The sequence below is a fragment of the Sphingopyxis flava genome (assembly GCF_900168005.1).
GTDB lineage: Bacteria > Pseudomonadota > Alphaproteobacteria > Sphingomonadales > Sphingomonadaceae > Sphingopyxis > Sphingopyxis flava.
Genome location: NZ_FUYP01000001.1, coordinates 40,644 through 59,287, shown reverse-complemented (window position 1 = coordinate 59,287; position 18,644 = coordinate 40,644). Strand labels below are relative to the sequence as shown.

Genomic DNA, 18,644 nt, shown 5'->3' with positions numbered 1-18,644 from the left:
ATGCCGATCGAATTGAAGATGCCGGCGCTGTCGCCGACGATGGAAGAGGGCACGCTCGCCAAGTGGCTCGTCAAGGAAGGCGATACGGTGAAGTCGGGCGACATTCTCGCAGAGATCGAGACCGACAAGGCGACAATGGAGTTTGAAGCCGTTGACGAGGGCACCATCGCCTCGATCCTGGTTCCCGAGGGCACCGACAGCGTCAAGGTGGGAACCGTGATCGCGACGATCGCGGGCGAGGGCGAGGATGCCGCCGCGCCTGCGGCAGCGCCGGCTCCCGCTCCCGCTCCGGCTGCAGACGTCGAGGCAGCAGAGCCCGCTCCGACGCCGCCACCCGCTCCTGTCGCCGAGAAGCCTGTGGCAAGTGAACGGGCGTCCGATCCGGACATCCCGCAAGGCACCGCCATGCAGCGCCTGACCGTGCGCGAAGCGCTGCGCGACGCCATGGCCGAGGAAATGCGCAAGGATGAGCGCATCTTCGTGATGGGCGAAGAGGTCGCCGAATATCAGGGTGCCTACAAGGTCACCCAGGGCCTGCTCGACGAGTTCGGCGCCAAGCGGGTCGTCGACACGCCGATCACCGAATATGGCTTTGCCGGCCTCGGCACCGGCGCTGCGATGGGCGGTCTTCGGCCGATCATCGAGTTCATGACCTTCAACTTCGCGATGCAGGCGATCGACCACATCATCAACTCGGCAGCGAAGACCAACTACATGTCGGGCGGCCAGATGCGCTGTCCGATCGTATTTCGCGGTCCCAATGGCGCTGCGAGCCGCGTCGCGGCGCAGCACAGTCAGAATTATGCGCCCTGGTATGCGAGCGTTCCGGGTCTCATTGTGATCGCGCCCTATGATGCGGCCGATGCAAAGGGCCTGCTGAAGGCCGCGATACGCAGCGAAGATCCTGTCGTCTTTCTCGAGAACGAGCTTCTTTACGGCCGCAGTTTCGATGTCCCCGAGGTTGAGGATTTCGTGCTGCCGATCGGCAAGGCCCGAATTATGCGCGAAGGCCGCGACGTCACAATCGTTAGCTACTCGATCGGCGTCGGGCTCGCGCTCGAAGCTGCCGACACGCTGGCCGCCGAGGGGATCGAGGCTGAGGTCATCGATCTTCGGACTCTGCGTCCGCTCGACACGGCGACCGTTCTGGCGAGCCTGAAGAAGACGAATCGCCTCGTCATCGTCGAGGAAGGCTGGCCGGTCTGCTCGATCGCCAGCGAACTCGCGATGGTCGCGATGGAGCAAGGTTTCGACGACCTCGATGCCCCGGTAACGCGTGTCTGCAACGAGAACGTGCCGCTGCCTTACGCTGCCAATCTTGAAAAGGCGGCGCTCGTCGACACCTCGCGTGTGATCGCGGCGGCCAAGGCTGTGTGCAACCGGAGCTGATTTTCAGCGCCGCACCCAAATCCGCTCGCACCGAGCTTGCCGAGAAGAACCGGCTTTTCGGCAAGCTCGGGGCGCGCCCGTTTTAATCGCGTGCGTTTCGTTATAACGCAGGGCGAAGATGACAGCTCAAGCTGAACCCCTTGAAAGCCGCTACCCGGACCTTCGCGATCCGCGCGTGATGGTCGCGGCGCCGCGCGCGCGGCGCGCGGCGCTCGCTGGGCTGTGGGCGCTTGCCGAGCGGCTCACCAAGCTGCTTCGGGATGCGCGCGAGCCGATGATCGGGCAGATCAAGCTGGCTTGGTGGCGTGACATGATGGCGATGCTGGCAAGCGATCCCGCCGCACTGCCGAAGGGCGAGCCGCTGCTCGCCGAGTTGCAGGCGACCTGGGCCGGAAAGGGCGAGCTCGCCGCGCTTGTCGATGCTGCCGAAGCCGCGCTCCTGGCCGACGGCGCCCCGGCACGCCTGGATTGCGCGCGAGTTTTCGGGGCGGAGCTGTTCCGCCTTTCGGGCGGCGCGGAGGCGGCGGGAAGCCGATGGGGCCTCGTCTGGGGTGCGGTGCTCCAGGAGGAGGAAAGCGCAGCGCGCGACCTGTTCGCGGCCGCCTGCGACGAGCCCGCCTTGCCGCGTGCGGCATTTGCAGGAATGCGCGCCTTGCTGATGCTCGATCGCTGGGCAGGGGCGATCGCGGCGAGCGCAGGCGAGCGCCATTGGCGCCGCGAAGGGTTGCTGCTGCTGCGCATCGGGCTCATCGGCCGCTGATCGAATAATCTCTGCCAGGGCTGGAAATAGGGTCCGCCAACCTCTATCTTGCGGCGAAACACAGGGTCGCAGGGGACATTCTATGTTCAACGGGCTGGTCGCCTATCTCGATTCGATCAAGGCGCGCGACCCTGCGCCGCGGTCGCGCTGGGAAATCCTCCTCTACCCGGGGCTGCTCGCGGTCGGCATGCACCGCGTTGCGCACTGGCTGTTCGAGGCGGACCTGTTTTTCCTCGCGCGTTTTGTCAATCATCTTGCGCGCTGGCTCACCGGGATCGACATACATCCAGGCGCGAAGATCGGCCGCCACCTCTTCATCGACCATGGCTTCGGGGTCGTCATCGGCGAAACCGCAGAGATCGGCGATAATGTCTCCATCTACCAGGACGTGACGCTCGGCGGTACAGACCCTGCCAATGGCATCGGCGGCAAGCGTCACCCGACGCTCGCCGACGACGTGATCGTGGGCTCCGGCGCGCAGATCCTGGGACCCGTCACCGTTCACGCGCGCGCGCGCATCGGCGCCAATGCGGTGGTGACCAAGGACGTGCCGGAAGGCGCGGTGATGGTCGGCATCCCCGCGCGCTCCACTCTGGTCGACGCTGCTGAATATGCGCGCGAGTTCGTGCCTTATGGCACGCCGTGCAGCGAGACCTTCGATCCCGCGACGCAGAAGATCGAGATCCTTCAGTGCCAGCTTGAGCAGCTGCAAAAGCAGCTCGCAGCGCTGATCGCCGAGCGCGATGCCGAGGGCAATGACACATCGCGGCGGAAAGGGAGCCGGACGCGCGCCTGATGGGGACGGTGACACCTCTGTCGCCCACGCTCCGCGCGGCACCGCTTCAGACGGGCTTCGACCGGCACGAGTTGACCCGTATTCTCGATCTTTACGGACGCATGGTCGCGGCAGGAAAGTGGCGCGACTACGCGATGGATTTCCAGCGCGAGGTCGCGATCTTTTCTGCCTTTCGGCGGACCTCCGAGCGCCCCGAGTATCGCATCGAAAAGCGCCCCGCCTTGCGAAGCCGTCAGGGCATGTGGTCCCTGGTCTCCGAGGGCGGGGCGATCCTGAAGCGCGGGGACGAGCTATCGAATGTGCTCGCCCCCGTTGAACGCAAGCTTATGAAGCTGGTTGCGGGCTGACCGTCGCTGGTAGCTGGCTCGCAAGATTGGCGGGCAGCATCCCGACCACCGCGGCACGCGCATTCTGCCAGAAAGCCGAAAGCAGCAGCAGCGCCGAACCGATCACGAAGGCGGTCAGTGCGACGTTGAGCTCGACCGCGCCGAAGGTCTGGAAGAGCTGGGTCAGCGCGAAGAGCACATAGGCGAGCGCGGAGACGAGCAGCGCTCGCCGATCGATCGCGAGCGCGATCAGCCCGAACAGCACATAGATGGCCACGACCATCACCGCCGCGCCGCTTGAGATATTGTCGCCCTGCGTCACGCCAAGCAGATGGAAGATCGGATGCGCGACCATCGGCGCCGCAAGCAGATGAAGCCAGAAGGCAACGTCGCTACGGCGCGTCTGCCGCGCCCGGTCGCTACGGTCCCACCACATGGCGAGCGCGAAAACGCCGAGCCCGGCGACGAGCACCAGCGCCATCACAAGCGTCTGCGAATTTTGTGGGACACCGGTGAGCGAGAGGATCAGAGCCACCGCAGTCGCCGCAAGAGCAGCCGTTCCCGCCGCGACGGTGATCGGCACCATGAAGCGCTTCCAGTGCAGCCAGGTCGCGCCCGCGGTGACGAGCGCGATGCCGCCGCCAAGCAGGGTAGCGACTGTCTCGCCCGGGTTCTTGCCGAAGAGGGCTTCGCCATGTTCAACGAGGAAGCCGATCATGGTCGCGGCGACCCCGCCGGCAAAGGCGAGCATCAGCACGATGCTCGGAAGCGCCATGCGACGCTTGCGCGTGAAATATTCGGCGAGAAACCATGCCGACGCCGCGACAAACGCGCCCGCGAGCGCTTTGTGGATCGACTCTCCGATCCATGCGACGGCGACGAGGAGGATCACCGCGGCGATGCTGACAAAGATATCGTTGAATCCGGTGATGAGGCGGAAATGCTCCTCATCGGCACCGGGGGCGGCGCGAACCGACGCGATGTGCGACCGGAAAGCCGCGGCGGCCTCCGGCGTCAACACTCTTGCATCGACCGCAGCCTGCAGGTCGCTTTCGCTATACATCGGGGTCGTCCTTCTAGACCGATCCCCTTGCCCCGCTCGGAGTATGTCATAGCTGTATTGCTGATGCAATACGATAAGTCAGACAAGACGTGCGCCGGTGTCAGGGTCAGCCGCGCCACATTGGCCCCAGCACGGTAATCGATCGCGGCTGCCGCTCGAGCTTATTTCATACTCGTGGGTCCCCCAAGCAGGATCGCCGCCCCGGCGTTCCTGCTTGGCAGAGGACCCACCCGCTTTAGCCGAGCGCCTGCAGCGCCTTCATCACGATCATCGACTGTTCGCTGCCCGATTGCGGGACGATCTCGCCGGTGCGGTCGGTGATCTTGTCCCACGCCGCGGCAATGCCTTCGGGGGTGCGCTCGTCGTCGGGGAGCGCGACGCCAGGCGTCGCAGTGACATAGGCCGCGTGATAGGCCCCCGCGCCTGCGCCGACGATCATGTTCGTGGGGGCATCCTCGCTGACGAGAAAGAGCGCCGCGGGCACGACATTTTCCGGTGTGAACTTTTCGAACAGCTCGGGCGGGAAGATGTCTTCGGTCATGCGCGTTCCGGCAACCGGTGCGATGGTGTTGCAGCGGATATTATATTTTGCGCCTTCAAGGTGAAGCGTCTTGGTCAGCCCTGCGAGGCCGAGCTTCGCCGCCCCGTAATTCGCCTGGCCAAAATTGCCGTAGAGCCCGGTCGACGAGGCGGTCATCAGGATACGACCATAGGCCTGTTCGCGCATCAGGTCCCAGCATGCCTTGGTGACGTTGGCGCTGCCGATGAGGTGGACCTTCACGACGAGGTCGAAATCCTCCATTGTCATCTTGGCGAAGCTCTTGTCGCGCAGGATTCCGGCATTGTTGATCAGAATGTGGACGCCGCCCCATTCTTCCTTCGCCTTTGCGACCATTTCGGCCATCTGCTCATATTCGGTAACACTGCCGCCGTTCGACATGGCGGTGCCGCCCGCGGCGCGGATTTCCTCGACCACCTCGAGCGCTGCGTCCGAATGCCCGGTACCATCGCGCGCACCGCCAAGGTCGTTGACGACCACCTTTGCCCCGCGCCGCGCCAGTTCGAGCCCATATGCGCGGCCGAGCCCGCCGCCGGCGCCGGTCACTATGGCCACGCGTCCGTCAAAATTGATCGTCATGATGAACTCCCAAAAGCCGGGGCCCCTGATGGGTTTCCCAAGAAAACTGGCCTGTTCCTTAATCGTTCGCAGCGCGCTGGCAAGGGCGAAAGGGCGGACAGAGCATGGCTTCAGCAAGCCTGTTCTAGCCCAGCTGCTCCACCTCTTCGGCGAGCGCGAGCCAGCGGTCTTCGGCTGCAGTCTTTTCGTCGCGCAGGGCCTCGAGCTTCTCGGTCAACGCAGTGAAGCGAGCGTGATTGCGCGTGAAGAGGCTGCCGTCGGAAAGCTCGGTCTCGATTCCCGTCATTTCCGTCTCGATCGCCTCGATCCGGGCGGGGAGAAGATCATAGTCGCGCTGATCCTTGTAACTCAGCTTCTTGCGCGCCTGCGGCGGGGCGGGCGTGGCCGCAGCGCCCTGCGCTTTCGCTTTCGCCGTGACGGGCTTCACCCGCTTTGCTTCCCAGTCGGCATAGCCGCCGGCGACGACATCGACCTTGCCCGTGCCGTCGAGGCCCAAGGTGACCGTGACGGTCCGGTCGAGGAAGTCGCGGTCGTGACTGACCAGCAGAACCGTCCCGTCATAATCGGCGATGACCTCCTGCAAGAGGTCGAGGGTCTCAAGGTCAAGGTCGTTGGTCGGCTCATCGAGGACGAGAAGGTTCGACTCGCGGGCAAATTCACGCGCGAGCAGGAGCCTCGAGCGCTCGCCCCCCGACAATGCGCCGACGCTCGCCTCGGCAATGGCGGGGTCGAAGAGGAATTCCTTCAGATATCCTTGAACATGCTTCTTGACCCCGCGGACCTCTACCCAGTCGCCCCCATCGGCAAGGATGTCCCGCACCTTTTTTTCCGGCGAGAGAAGACTTCTCTGCTGATCGATGACGATGCCGTCGAGCGTCGGAGCGAGGGTCACGCTCCCCTCGTCGGGCGCGATTTCGCCGGTCAGCAGCTTCAGAAGAGTAGATTTGCCTGCGCCGTTGGCACCGACGATACCGATCCGGTCGCCGCGCTGGATGCGGAAGGTGAAATCCTTGATGATCACCCGCTCGCCAAAGCCTTTGGTGATATGCTCCGCGACAATCACCGATTTCGACCGGACATCGTCATTGGCAAGACCGAGCTTCGCCACCCCGGGGCCGCCGATCATCGCAGCGCGCGCGGCGCGCATCTCCATCAGTTTCTCGAGCCTGCCCTGATTGCGGCGGCGCCGCGCGGTGACGCCGCGTTCGAGCCAGTGGGCCTCGAGCCGGAGCTTGGCATCAAGCTTTTCGGCGGCGCGTGCTTCCTCGGCATAGACAGCCTCGGTCCAGGCATCGAAGCCGCCGAAGCCGATTTCCTTGCGCCGGATGCTTCCGCGGTCGAGCCACAGGGTCTGGCGGGTCAGGCGGATCAAGAAGGTGCGGTCATGACTGATGACGACGAAAGCGCCGGCAAAGCGCGAGAGCCACCCTTCGAGCCAGTCGATCGCGGCGAGGTCGAGATGATTCGTCGGTTCGTCGAGCAGCAAGACGTCGGGCTTTTGCGCGAGCGCGCGGGCGATCGCGGCGCGGCGGCGCTCCCCGCCCGAGGCGTTGGCGGCCTCGCGCGTCATGTCGATGCCAAGCTGGTCGGCGATCGCGGCAACCTCATGCTCCGCCGGGGCGCGCTCGCCGCTTGTGGCATAATCCATCAGCGTGGCGAAGCCGGTGAAGTCTGGCTCCTGTTCGAGAAGAACGACATGCGTGCCCGGGACGATCGTGCGCTTACCCTTGTCTGCGTCGATGCGGCCGGCGAGCAGCTTGAGCAAGGTCGTCTTGCCCGCCCCGTTGCGACCAATCAGCGCAAGCCGGTCTCGCGCTCCGATATAGATGTCGAGGTCCTGGAACAGCCATCCGCTGCCCTGGACCAGGCCGAGGCCTTCATAAGAGAGAATGGGGGCTGCCATGATGAACGGCTCGCTACCGATGCGTTCAGCCTGATGCAAGCCGCCTCCGCGCAAGGCCGGAACGGGTCTGCTCCGTCAGCGTTACGGGGGTGGAAGACCAACAGGGACCGGATGTCCGGCGCGCAGGAGATTGAAATGACGAAATCCATGTTCACCGCTATGGCCAGCGGGCTGGCGCTATTGGCCGCCGCACCCGCGCTTGCGCAGCCAGGAGGAACGACGGTGACGGCAGCGACACAGCAGGGTCCGATTTTGAGCTTTACGGTCAGCGAGGAGGTCCGTGCGCGTCCCGATCAGGCGACTATCGGCGCCGGTGTCACCACGACTGCGCCGACCGCTGTGGCGGCGATGCAGGCAAACGCCGCGGCGATGGACAAGCTGATCGCGGCTGCCAAGGCCAAGGGTATCAAGGCCGAAAACATACAGACGAGCGGGATCAACCTGTCGCCGCAATATGACTATAACAACCGCGGCGACGGCCAGCCGCCGCGCTTCATCGGCTATCAGGTCTCGAACAGCGTCCGCGCAACCACGAACAATATTGGCGATATCGGACCGCTGCTCGACGCGCTGGTCGCAGCCGGCGGCACCAATGTCGATGGTCCCTGGTTTGCGATGAAAGACCCCGATGCGATGCTGGTCGGAGCGCGCGGCGCAGCGATCAAGGCTGCGCAGGCAAAGGCGCAGGATTATGCCAGGCTCGCCGGATTCAGCGGCGCCGAACTTGTCTCGATCAGCGAAGGGAGTTTCGGCGGCCCGCAGCCCCCGATGCCGGTGGCGCGGCTTCAGGCCATGGAAGCTGCGAAATCGACCCCGGTCGAGCCGGGGCAGGTCGGCAATACGCTGACGCTGAGTTTCCAGTACAGGCTGGTACCGTAAGTGAATTGGCCCCGGCGCGAGCCGGGGCCGGTTTGTCACGGGCCCCGGCTCGCGGGCATCAACCCGAAATTTCTCCTTTGGTCCAAGGCCAGGCGCGCTCGCGAAACCACTTCGTGATGATATATTTGCGCCCTTTGCGCACCTTCATTCCATGGTGGAGCGTATCGGAGTTGGGCTCGCCGTCGGCGCCGATATTGTTCCAGGCGAGCAGTTTGCCGGTTTCAGGCTGGTGAATCTTGCCTGTTGCGAGGAATCGCGTCGCACCGCCCGCAGCGGGCTCGTTGAGGTAAACCATCAACGTCCAGCTGCGCTGGCCCGGCACGGCGCAATAGGTCTCCCAATCCGCGCCACTGGGGTCGAAATAGTCGGTATGCGCCTTGAATTCCTGCCCGACCTCGTAGCGCTGTCCCTGGAGCGGCTCGCCGAATTCGATCGGGATGCCGGTAAGCGCGTGCAGCTTGGCGTTGACGGCCCGCACGAGCGGATCGCGGTGGTCGAGGTCGCAGCTTGTGCTTGTTCGGAAGGATTCATCGCCATTCGGATCGGCGATCGTCGACGGCCGCACGTCGCGGTCGATCCTTTCGATCAATTGCGCGCAGCTTTGCGGATCCAGAAAGCCGGGCAGGATGAACTGCTCAAGCTTTCCTGTCGGCGCGCGCCGGATCCCGGGAACGGCCGCAAGCCGTGCGGCGGTCTGGTCGGCGCAGGACCTAGCCATGTCGACGGATCGGTTTTCGGCCATGAAAGGCTTTTAGGCGTTGCCCTCTGTGCGAACAATGCTTGACGAAAAGGGGCGTGCCGCCTATCGCCCGCGCGCTGCCGGCGGCATGTCCGTCCGGCCTTGTGGCGATCGTAGCTCAGTTGGTTAGAGCACCGGTTTGTGGTACCGGGGGTCGTGGGTTCAAGTCCCATCGGTCGCCCCATTTTCCCACGTCATGCAAGGTTCAACCTTTGGCGTGACTCTACACCGGCGTTGCTTTATTACATCTTTGCGTAATTTTTTAACGTGAAGGGTCAAGCCATGTCCGCTGTCTGGGATTTCGCCGATTTTGACGATCACGAGCATGTCCACATGTTCCGCGACCGGGCGAGCGGGCTTACTGCGGTGATTGCAGTGCATTCGACGCACCTGGGTCCCGGTGCCGGCGGGGTGCGATACTGGCATTATCCGCAGCGAGCCGCGGCGATCACCGACGCGCTGAGGCTCTCGCGCGGGATGAGTTACAAAAATGCGATGGCGGGCCTGCCAATGGGCGGCGGCAAGGGCGTTATCCTCGCAGATGAAGGCGGAGCGAAGAGCCCCGAACTCCTCGCAGCATTCGGGCGCGCGGTCGAATCGCTCGGCGGCGCTTATGTGACCGCCGAGGATGTCGGGATCACGGATGGTGACATGGTCGAAATTGCAAAGCACACCAGACATGTCTCCGGTCTGCCCGTGGCGAGCGGCGAAGCGGGCGGCGACCCGGGGCCTTTGACTGCGCTGGGCGTTTATCTCGGGATCAAGGCAGCTATCCGCGAGGGTCTCGGCAGCGACAGCGCGCAGGATGTGCGGATCGCCATCCAGGGTGTCGGCAGCGTCGGCGCAGGGGTCGCGCGGCGGCTTGCGGCCGAAGGCGCAAATCTGACCCTTGCCGACGTCAACCTAACGCGGGCGAAGGCGCTGGCCGACGAGCTCGGCGCCGAACTCGCTGATTCGGCCGCGATCATGGAGATCGAGGCTGACGTGCTGAGCCCGAACGCCCTCGGTGCGATCCTGAACGAGCAAAGCATCGAACGGCTCAAGGTGTCGATCGTTGCGGGCGCGGCGAACAATCAGCTCGCGACGGTCGCTGACGGCCAGCGTATCCACGATCGCGGTATCGTTTATGCCCCCGACTATGTGATCAACGCCGGCGGCATCATCAACGTGGCATTAGAGTATCTGGGCCAGGGGAGCCGCGAAGAGGTGGAGAGCCGGATCAGTCAGATACCCGGCCGCCTTGCCGCAATTTGGGCCGAGAGCAAGGCGAGCGGCACGCCGGCCGCCGCGGTGGCCGACCGCATGGCCCAGAAATTGATCGGGCGGGGGTAAGGCGCTCCGGCGGAAGCCGTAATCCGCGCAGGATCCTGCGACAAACGACGACGATTGGCGGCTGGCGCCTACTGCGAATTACGCTAAGTCCATGTCCGCATGAAGCGGCACTTCTATCTCGTCAGCGGCTGGGCGTCGCTCGCACTTGGCGCGCTCGGCGCTTTCCTGCCGTTGCTGCCGACGGTGCCATTCGTCATCCTGGCCGCTTTCTGTTTCGCGCGCTCCTCGCCGCGGCTCGAGGCGTGGCTGGTCACGCATCCGAAGTTTGGACATCATATCCTCGCGTGGCGCGAGAAAGGTGCGATCAGCCGAAAGGGGAAGATCGCCGCGACCGCGGCTTTTGCGCTCAGCATCTTTGTCGCCGCGATTTTTTCGCCCTGGCCGTGGGTCATGCTACCGGTCATCGCTGCCGCGGTCACCGGAAGCTGGTTATGGACGCGGCCGGAAGCATAGCTCCCGGCCGCATCGATACTGCTGCTGCCGGTCAGAAATCGACCGAAACACGTCCGTAGACGAAGCGGCCGCTGAAGCCGAAGGGCGAGAAGGACGAATAGGGCAGGAAGGCGTTGTTGAGGCCGTAGTCGAAGCCGCCTTCGACGCCGTAAGGCAAACGGTCGGGATATTCGTCGAGCAGGTTGTTCGCTCCGACCGCGAGCTGGACCGCTTCGACAGGACGGAAGCGCGCCTCGAGATCGACGACCCATTTGGGCGACAGGGTGATGTCACCCGGCGCATCGCCTTTCGCAATGGCGATGTCACCGCTCGGTCCCGGGATGAACACCGACCCATAGCGGTTGCCCCGCAGTGTCAGGCCGGCGGGACCCGATTGCCAATCAAGCCCGATGTTGAGCTTGTTCGACGGTTGCCCCTCGGTGAGACGAAGGCTTTCCGGCCGCGCGAACAGGCGTGCGGCGGTGAAGCCGCTGAAGGTTCGTCGGTCGGTGATCTTCGTGTCGTTGAGATTGTAGCCCGCGGTCAGCGTCACCTTGCCGATCCCCATGTCGGGCAGCCGGTAACTTGCAACCACGTCGAGCCCCTGGGTGCGCGTGTCGATCCCGTTGATGAAGAACCGCGCCGACGAGCCAGGGACTCCCGCATCTTCCAGAATCTGCCGGACATCCGCGCCCTGGAGGTTCTCGGTGAGGGTGATGCGATCCTTGATCTTGATCCGGTAATAATCGACCGTGAGATTGAGTCCCGGGACCATGGTAAATACAAGGCCGCCGCCCAGATTCACCGACTTTTCGGGCTTGAGCGGCTGGGCGCCAAGGGCGAGTGCGATCGGCGAGCCGACAGGGAAAGTGCCGACTTCCACCAGACCAACGCCGGTCAAATTGACCGTCGAGGTCGTCGAGAAGAATTGCTGTGCCATGCCGGGGGCGCGGAACCCCGTCGATGCCGATCCGCGGAGCGCGAGGCCCTCCACGGGTTCAAAGCGCGCTGCGACCTTGCCGTTCACCGTGTCTCCAAAGTCGGAGAAATGCTCGTAGCGGCCCGCAACCTGAATATTGAACATGTCGCTGAGATCCGCGTCAAGCTCGACATAGCCCGCAAAGCTGTCGCGCGAGGCATCGACCTCGGAGCTCGGGAGGAAGCCCCCGAACACCTGCGACCCGACCCCGGCACCGTTCGTATAGAAATAGGGGCCAACAGCATAGCTTGCTGGCTCGCCCGCGACGATCCTGTAATTCTCGTTCCGCCATTCGGCGCCGAGCGCCAGCGAGGTATTGCCGAGTCCGATGTCGAGATCACGCTGGGCGTCGAAATTTACAGCGGTCTGGCCGTAGCGCATGCCGCCCGCGTCGAACTTGCGAGGACTGTGGTCGCCACCGAGCGAGACGTTGACGCTGTTCTCCACGCCATAGTCGAGCCGGTTTGATCCATAGTTGATCGAAAGGTCGAGGTTCCAACCGCCCGCTTCGCCTCGAATGCCTCCGGCGACCGCGATGTCATGGATGCTGCTCGTAATGAAGGGCAGATAGCCATCCTCGTAGATCGGTGCACCGCCATTGTCCCAGTCGGCATTGCGGGCATCGAGAGCGCGGCGGTAAAAGCCGGCGGCATTCGCATCGCGCACGCCGTAGCTGCCGAAGCTGTAGAGCTCCCACCCGCCGGCGTCCATTCCGGCGTTGTAGAAGAAGTTCATATCTTTCGATTCGCCGTCGCCAAATCGGTGCCAGAAGCGGTCGATCGTCGTCTCACGCGGGTCGCCCGCCGCGGCATAGTTGCGGCGAAGATCGGCGCCGGACCGATTGGTTGGCGAGCGGTCCTTATATTCGGCGGTGAAGTTCAGGTAGCCATTGTCGCCGACCGGCAGTCCAATGTTGGTGGCCATCGTCAGCGTGCCGCCGTCGCGCCGCTTGCGGTCGGAGTCGGTGAGAGTGATGACCGGATTGTCGGAAGCGCCGGTGGTCGGCGAGACGCTGGCGACGTTTTTCACATCCTCCATCGTCGTGATATATTTGCCGTAAGTGATCTGTGCCTGGCCGCCGACGCTCTTCTTGAGCTGGATATTGATGACGCCCGCGATCGCGTCGGACCCATATTGCGACGAGGCGCCATCGCGCAGCACCTCGATCCGCTCGATCGCGATTGGCGGGATGGTGTTCATGTCGACGCCCGACGAGCCCCGGCCCACCGAGCCGTTGAGATTAAGAAGCGACGAGAGGTGGCGGCGCTTGCCGTTGACGAGAACGAGTACCTGGTCGGGTGCGAGGCCGCGCAGCGTAGCAGGACGCAGCGAATCGGTGCCATCGGTGAGCGAAGGCTGCGGAAAGTTGAACGAGGGAACGAGCTGGTTGAGGAGTCGGTTGGTTTCGGTGGTGCCGCTGTTGGCGAGCGAATCCGCCGAGATCACATCGATCGGCACGCTGCTGTCAGCAATCGTGCGGTCCGTACGGCGCGTGCCCGTCACGATGATGAGCGCGTCTGCATCCTCCTCGGATGCGCCAGCCTCCTGCGCTGCGGCGGGGGCCCCCCAGCAGGTGGTGGCAAGCGCCGTGGTGATGGCGAGGAGGGTGAGGGGACGAGAAGATCGCATGTGAAGCTCCCTGTTATTTTGCGAAAATGAGCTGGGCCAAAAGTCCGCCCCCGCGGCCCTCAACGCCACCCCTTTTCGACGAGCGATGGAGCAAATGTTGCATTTTGCAATCCACTGTGGTAATTGAGCAACAGGGTGCGGGGCAAATATTGTCATGATATTACAGGCTTGAGATGCCCGCAGCTCGGACCCTGTCTTGCTGCAGCTTTTAGGAAACGCACGTTTCGGCCGCTCTCTGTCGCATCGGGGGAGGACAATCTGTCCACGCCATAAGACTGGACCACCGCCACATCGTCGCTTAAGGCTTCGCGCGCGATGCACGCCTATGCGAATCCTGCCCGTTTTCTGGCCATTGCCCGCCCGCTGACCCCCTGGCTGCTGGGCCTGGGTACAGCCCTGCTGGTCGTCGGTGCCTGGGCTGGGCTTGTCCTGGTGCCGGGCGACTATAAGCAGGGGGAAACGGCGCGCATTCTCTATGTCCATGTGCCTTCGGCATGGCTCGGCATGGGCGGCTGGACGGGGCTTGCGGTCGCGGGGCTTGTCCAGCTGGTCTGGCGCCACCCGCTCGCGGGGATTGCGGCGCGCGCGATTGCGGTGCCGGGGATGCTTTTCACCGCGCTATGTCTTGCCACGGGTTCGATCTGGGGCAAGCCGACCTGGGGCACCTGGTGGGAGTGGGACGGCCGGATGACCTCGATGCTCATCCTCCTCTTCCTTTATGCCGGATTTATCGCGTTGACGAAGGGCGAAGAAGGCGGACGGCAGGGGTGGGCGCTGCCGCGCGGCGCTGCGGTCTACGCGCTCGTCGGCGCGGTCAATATCCCCATCATCAATCGCAGCGTCGTGTGGTGGAACAGCCTGCACCAAGGGCCGAGCATCACGATGCGCGGGTCCTCGATCGACGGCGCTCTCTTGTGGCCACTCGGCTTGACCTTGCTCGGCTTCTCACTGTTATTCGGCGCCATCGTGCTGATGCGGATGCGGCGCATCATTGCCGATAATCGCGTCACAGCGCGGCTGCAGCGGATGGCCGACGAGGAGGTTTAGGGCAATGACGGGGGTGATCAGCGGCGGTGGCCAATGGGCCTATGTTGTGGCCGCATATGGTCTTGCCGCGCTCCTGACGGGTGCGGTTATCTGGCATAGCTGGCGCGCAATGACCAAGGCCGAGCGACGAAGCGATGCGCTGCGAAAGGATCGTAAGTAGATGAAGCCCAAGCACCAGCGGCTTGTCCTCGCGCTCCTTGCGCTCGCCGGCATCGCAGGCGCCGGTATTCTCGGCGCGAGCGCGCTACGCGACGAGGCGGCCTATTTTCGAACCCCGGCCGAGGTGACGGCAGGAAAGGCCGAGACCGGCGAGGCGATGCGGCTCGGCGGCATGGTTGCAGCGGGAAGCATCGCGCGCCAGGCTGACGGCGTCACGATCCGCTTCGTTGCAACCGATGGCAAGGCGTCGGTTCCCGTCGAGTTCACTGGCATTGTCCCTGACCTGTTCGCCGAAAATTCGGGCATGGTCGCCGACGGACGGATGCGCGCCGACGGCGTTTTCGTCGCCGACCGGATTCTCGCCAAGCATGACGAGCGCTACATGCCGCCGCAGATGGGCGAGATGCCCAAGAATATGAAGCTGGTGCCGGAGGAATGAGGCACTCTCCCTTCGCCTGTTTGCGAGCCGAACGGTGATCGCAGAACTCGGCCTTGCGCTCTTGTGGATGGCAGCAGCGCTCGCCTGCCTTTCGCTCGTCGCGGGGGCATTGTTCCTGCGCGGTGGACCGAAGGATCTCGCATCGCTCGTGCGGCCTGCGAGTGTTGCGCAGGGCGTGTTGACGGCGGCGGCCTTTGGCCTGCTTATCGCCCTGTTCGTCCGCTCCGACATGTCGGTCGAGCTCGTCGCGCGCAACAGCCACAGCCTGAAACCCATGCTGTTCAAGGTCGCGGGCGCTTGGGGAAATCACGAAGGCTCGATGCTCCTGTGGCTGACGATACTTGGCCTGTCGGGAGCGCTTGTCGCGCTGTTTGAGAGGCGGCTACGCGAGGATACGCTGGTTGCAACCCTCGCAGCGCAGGCAGCGCTCAGCCTCGGCTTCTTTGCCTTCCTCCTTTTCTCCTCCAATCCCTTCAACCGCCTGCCGATCGCGCCGCCCGACGGGCAGGGGCTCAACCCCCTGCTTCAGGACCCCGGCCTCGCCTTCCATCCGCCGACACTCTACATCGGCTATGTCGGCCTGTCGGTCGCCTTCAGCTTCGCGGTGGGTGCGCTGGTTACACGCGAGATCGGACCTGCCTTCGCGCGCGCCATGCGGCCCTGGGTTCTGGGGAGCTGGATATTCCTGACGCTCGGGATCACGGCCGGCAGCTACTGGGCCTATTATGAGCTCGGCTGGGGCGGCTGGTGGTTCTGGGACCCGGTCGAGAATGTGTCGCTCGTGCCCTGGCTTGCGGGCGCGGCTCTCCTTCATTCGGTCGCGGTGACAGCAACGCGCAATGCGCTTCGGGCATGGACGGTGATGCTCGCCGTGATCGGCTTTTCGATGTCAATGGTGGGCACGTTCATCGTGCGCTCGGGGCTTTTGACGAGCGTGCATAGTTTCGCGGTAGATCCCGAGCGCGGCACCTTTCTGCTCGTCCTGATGGCAATTTATATCGGCGGGGCGCTCGCGCTGTTCGCGCTGCGGGCCGGGACGGTCGCGGAGGGCAAGAAATTTGCTCTTTTGAGCCGCGAAGGCTCGCTCGTGATCAACAACCTCCTGCTGACGACGATCCTCGCGCTCGTTCTTTTAGGGACGCTCTATCCGATCGTCGCTGAAGCGATGGGCGAGAAAATCTCGGTGGGGCCTCCCTATTACAACAAGGTTGCAGGACCGCTCGCCCTCATCCTGTGTCTTGTCATGGTCGCAGGACCATTGCTTGCCTGGCGCCGCGACGACGGCAAACGCCTATGGTCGCGCTTGCCGCCTGCGGTGCTCGCGGGAGCGCTGGTGCTCTTCGGTCTTGTTCTTTTTGGCGGATCGGTGCGTATCCTGCCGCTCCTTGGAATGACCGTGGCGGCCGTGGTCGCGGTGGCGAGCCTCGCGCCGCTCTGGGGCCGCAACCTCCGCCGCACGCCGCTCCCGACCTGGGGCATGGTGATCGCGCATTTTGGGGTCGCGGTGGCGCTCGCGGGAATGGCCGCGGAAAGCGCCTTCATCAAGGAGCGGCTCGTTGCCGCAGCGCCGGGCGAGACGGTCAAGGTCGATGATTTTGCCGTGACCTTCGTGGGCGTTCGGCCGATTGCCGGTCCCAATTACACCGCGATCGAAGGGCGGCTTGTTGCGACCACAGGATCGGGGGCAAGCTTCACCTTGCGCCCCGAGGCACGCACTTTTCCAGGCCTGATGGGCGGCCCGCCCACCGAAACCAACGAGGCGGCGCTGCTGACACGGCCCGGCGGGCAGCTTTATGCCGTGCTCGGGCAGCCGGTGACCTCGCCTGACGGGACGGCCGAGCGCTACCAGCTCCGCCTGTGGTGGAAGCCGCTCGTGTGGTGGATTTGGCTCGGCGGTGCGCTCATTGCGATCGGTGCGGCGCTGTCGATGCTCGGCCGCGCACAATTGCTCGCCATGTGGCGCACGCATCGATCGAAAAAAGCGCAGGAGCGTTTCGCGCCATGAGGAATCGGTGGATCCTTTTCGTGCCGCTGGCGATCATGGCGTTGTTGTTCGGCGCCTTTGTCTATCGGCTGGTGACCCCCGCTGAGACGCTCATCCAGTCGCAGTGGATCAACAAGCCGATGCCGCTTTTCGACCTTCCGCCTGCGACTGCGGGTGTCGAAGGGCTCAAGAGCAGTCAACTTGCCGACGGGCGGCCGCGGCTTGTCAATGTGTTCGCGAGCTGGTGCATTCCGTGCCGCGCGGAGGCGGCGCAGCTTGAAGCACTCAAGCGGGCAGGGGTTCCGATCGACGGCATAGCGATCCGCGACCGGCCCGAGGATGTCGCGGCCTTTCTCAACGAATTCGGCAATCCCTTCGACCGCATCGGGTCAGACCAGCAGAGCAGCGTCCAGATAGCCCTCGGATCATCGGGCGTGCCTGAAACGTTCCTGATCGACGGTAAGGGCATTATTCGCGAGCAGATCCAGGGGGTCATTCTCGCTGGCGATGTACCGCGGATCATCGCGAAGCTGGAGGCGATGAAATGAAGGCGCGGCTCCTCATCGCGGCGATGATGACGCTGACCTCCCTCCCGCTCGAAGCGCAGGACCGTTTGCCGCCGGCGCCCTACGCCTACCAGCAGCTCAATGATCCGGCGAAGGAAGCCAAGGCCAAGGCGTTGATGGAAACGCTGCGCTGCCTCGTCTGCCAAGGGCAGTCGATCGCCGATAGCGATGCGCCGCTTGCTGGCGACATGCGGCACGAAGTGCGCACGAAGATCGCTGCGGGCGAAAGCCCCGACACGATCCGCAAATGGCTTGTCGCCCGCTATGGCAACTGGGTGAGCTATGACCCGCCTTTTGACGGGGCGACAGCGCTGCTCTGGCTCGGCCCGCTCTTGTTTCTCGGGGTCGGCGGGTGGCTTGCCTTCGGACGCTTCCGCCGCGCGGGCGGGGAGGATGAACGATGATCTGGCTGTGGATCTCGCTTGCCGCGCTCCTCGCTGCGGGCGGCATGATGTGGCTCGGGCGTCTTCCCGCCGCCGCACGGCCGCTCGCCGGGGCCGCGCTGATGCTCGGCCTTGCAGGTTATGCGCTGCAGGGCAGCCCGGCGCTGCCCGGAAAACCTGTGGCAAAGGTCGAGGAGCCCGAGGGCTTTGGCGAGGCGATCGCCGACCGCCGGCAGGGGATGAGCGGGCGTTTCGGTCCGGCCGCGCAGTGGCTTGCGATGTCCGACGGCTTTGCGCGTACCGGCAAGACCGCGCTCGCGGCGCAGACACTGGAAAAGGGACTTGAGCGCTACCCGGACAATGTCGACCTCTGGGTGGGGCTCGGAAACGCGCTTGTCGCGCACGGCGGCGGCGTGATCTCGCCCGCCGCCGCGCTCGCATTCGATGAAGCGGCAAAGCGCGACCCCGCGCATCCCGCGCCGCCATTTTTTGCCGGGCTTGCAATGGCACAAAGCGGTGACCTTAATGGCGCGAAGGCGGTGTGGAGCGAGTTGCTTGCTCGCAGTCCCGACGACGCGCCCTGGCGCGGCGACCTTGAAATGCGCCTCGCGCAGCTTCGCCAGGCGATGGGACCCGAACTCCCGTCCGAGGCGCCGCGAGGCCCGTGATCCGCCTCTATTCTATTTGCGCAGGCTCGTCTA

19 protein-coding genes and 1 tRNA gene are annotated in these 18,644 nt (G+C 64.3%); 15 read left to right on the top strand and 5 right to left on the bottom strand.

Features of this window, described 5'->3' with window-relative positions:
* From B5X69_RS00315 to B5X69_RS00300, 4 genes are all read left to right on the top strand, one after another.
* A complete protein-coding gene (locus B5X69_RS00315; protein ID WP_079636631.1) occupies window positions 1-1,389 on the top strand; it encodes a pyruvate dehydrogenase complex E1 component subunit beta in 1,389 nt (462 codons plus the stop codon).
* Between the two features lie 118 nt (window positions 1,390-1,507).
* Complete coding sequence (locus B5X69_RS00310; RefSeq protein ID WP_079636630.1) at window positions 1,508-2,149, top strand: hypothetical protein; 642 nt, start codon at window positions 1,508-1,510, stop codon at window positions 2,147-2,149.
* An 82-nt stretch (window positions 2,150-2,231) separates the two neighbouring features.
* Window positions 2,232-2,945, top strand: coding sequence for a serine O-acetyltransferase (gene cysE, locus B5X69_RS00305; RefSeq protein WP_053553680.1), 714 nt, complete (start codon window positions 2,232-2,234; stop codon window positions 2,943-2,945).
* Window positions 2,945-3,292, top strand: coding sequence for a DUF2794 domain-containing protein (locus tag B5X69_RS00300; protein ID WP_079636628.1), 348 nt, complete (start codon window positions 2,945-2,947; stop codon window positions 3,290-3,292). The genes cysE and B5X69_RS00300 overlap by 1 nt, the downstream gene beginning before the upstream one ends.
* Here B5X69_RS00300 and B5X69_RS00295 read toward each other — a convergent pair.
* The 3 genes from B5X69_RS00295 to B5X69_RS00285 all read right to left on the bottom strand — a co-directional run bounded on the left by B5X69_RS00295 (window position 3,270) and on the right by B5X69_RS00285 (window position 7,375).
* Complete coding sequence (locus B5X69_RS00295; protein WP_079636626.1) at window positions 3,270-4,334, bottom strand: hypothetical protein; 1,065 nt, start codon at window positions 4,332-4,334, stop codon at window positions 3,270-3,272. The two genes, B5X69_RS00300 and B5X69_RS00295, sit on opposite strands and share 23 nt — an antisense overlap.
* Before the next feature lie 235 nt (window positions 4,335-4,569).
* A complete protein-coding gene (locus B5X69_RS00290; protein WP_079636625.1) occupies window positions 4,570-5,472 on the bottom strand; it encodes an SDR family oxidoreductase in 903 nt (300 codons plus the stop codon).
* A gap of 124 nt (window positions 5,473-5,596) precedes the next feature.
* Entirely contained in the window at window positions 5,597-7,375 is a 1,779-nt protein-coding gene (locus B5X69_RS00285; protein ID WP_079636918.1) for an ABC-F family ATP-binding cassette domain-containing protein, read from the bottom strand.
* A 135-nt stretch (window positions 7,376-7,510) separates the two neighbouring features.
* Here B5X69_RS00285 and B5X69_RS00280 point away from each other — a divergent pair, with 135 nt between their 5' ends.
* Window positions 7,511-8,254 carry an SIMPL domain-containing protein gene (locus tag B5X69_RS00280; protein ID WP_079636917.1) on the top strand — a complete coding sequence of 248 codons (744 nt, stop codon included), beginning with the start codon at window positions 7,511-7,513 and terminating at the stop codon, window positions 8,252-8,254.
* A 58-nt stretch (window positions 8,255-8,312) separates the two neighbouring features.
* On the opposite strand, the gene B5X69_RS00275 is transcribed toward B5X69_RS00280, so the two are convergent.
* Window positions 8,313-8,972, bottom strand: coding sequence for a prolyl hydroxylase family protein (locus B5X69_RS00275; RefSeq protein WP_245798481.1), 660 nt, complete (start codon window positions 8,970-8,972; stop codon window positions 8,313-8,315).
* Between the two features lie 128 nt (window positions 8,973-9,100).
* Between B5X69_RS00275 and B5X69_RS00270 the strand changes: the two genes are divergently transcribed.
* From B5X69_RS00270 to B5X69_RS00260, 3 genes are all read left to right on the top strand, one after another.
* Window positions 9,101-9,177 (top strand) — tRNA-His (locus B5X69_RS00270).
* 98 nt (window positions 9,178-9,275) lie between these two features.
* Window positions 9,276-10,325, top strand: a complete 1,050-nt coding sequence (locus tag B5X69_RS00265; RefSeq protein ID WP_079636622.1) for a Glu/Leu/Phe/Val family dehydrogenase — start codon at window positions 9,276-9,278, stop codon at window positions 10,323-10,325.
* 99 nt (window positions 10,326-10,424) lie between these two features.
* The gene (locus tag B5X69_RS00260) at window positions 10,425-10,778 is read left to right on the top strand and encodes a YbaN family protein (RefSeq protein WP_079636620.1); all 354 of its coding nucleotides are present in this window, start codon (window positions 10,425-10,427) and stop codon (window positions 10,776-10,778) included.
* Window positions 10,779-10,809: 31 nt separating this feature from the next.
* Here B5X69_RS00260 and B5X69_RS00255 read toward each other — a convergent pair whose 3' ends face one another.
* On the bottom strand, window positions 10,810-13,365 hold the full coding sequence (locus B5X69_RS00255; protein WP_079636618.1) for a TonB-dependent receptor plug domain-containing protein: 2,556 nt from the start codon (window positions 13,363-13,365) through the stop codon (window positions 10,810-10,812).
* Between the two features lie 315 nt (window positions 13,366-13,680).
* Between B5X69_RS00255 and ccmC the strand changes: the two genes are divergently transcribed.
* The 7 genes from ccmC to B5X69_RS00225 are packed head-to-tail and all read left to right on the top strand — an operon-like array spanning window position 13,681 to window position 18,611.
* Window positions 13,681-14,412 (top strand): heme ABC transporter permease CcmC, encoded by a 732-nt coding sequence (ccmC, locus tag B5X69_RS00250; RefSeq protein WP_079636617.1) that lies wholly within the window; start codon window positions 13,681-13,683, stop codon window positions 14,410-14,412.
* Between the two features lie 4 nt (window positions 14,413-14,416).
* Window positions 14,417-14,572: a heme exporter protein CcmD gene (locus B5X69_RS20800; protein WP_139375603.1), complete on the top strand. Its 156-nt coding sequence runs from the start codon at window positions 14,417-14,419 to the stop codon at window positions 14,570-14,572.
* Window positions 14,573-15,010 carry a cytochrome c maturation protein CcmE gene (ccmE, locus tag B5X69_RS00245; RefSeq protein ID WP_079636615.1) on the top strand — a complete coding sequence of 146 codons (438 nt, stop codon included), beginning with the start codon at window positions 14,573-14,575 and terminating at the stop codon, window positions 15,008-15,010.
* Window positions 15,011-15,044: 34 nt separating this feature from the next.
* On the top strand, window positions 15,045-17,015 hold the full coding sequence (locus tag B5X69_RS00240; RefSeq protein WP_079636614.1) for a heme lyase CcmF/NrfE family subunit: 1,971 nt from the start codon (window positions 15,045-15,047) through the stop codon (window positions 17,013-17,015).
* A complete protein-coding gene (locus B5X69_RS00235; RefSeq protein ID WP_079636612.1) occupies window positions 17,012-17,542 on the top strand; it encodes a DsbE family thiol:disulfide interchange protein in 531 nt (176 codons plus the stop codon). Before B5X69_RS00240 ends, B5X69_RS00235 begins: the two co-directional genes overlap by 4 nt.
* Window positions 17,539-17,964 carry a cytochrome c-type biogenesis protein gene (locus B5X69_RS00230; protein ID WP_079636610.1) on the top strand — a complete coding sequence of 142 codons (426 nt, stop codon included), beginning with the start codon at window positions 17,539-17,541 and terminating at the stop codon, window positions 17,962-17,964. Before B5X69_RS00235 ends, B5X69_RS00230 begins: the two co-directional genes overlap by 4 nt.
* Window positions 17,961-18,611, top strand: coding sequence for a tetratricopeptide repeat protein (locus B5X69_RS00225; protein WP_079636609.1), 651 nt, complete (start codon window positions 17,961-17,963; stop codon window positions 18,609-18,611). The genes B5X69_RS00230 and B5X69_RS00225 overlap by 4 nt, the downstream gene beginning before the upstream one ends.
* Window positions 18,612-18,644: the final 33 nt, after the last annotated feature.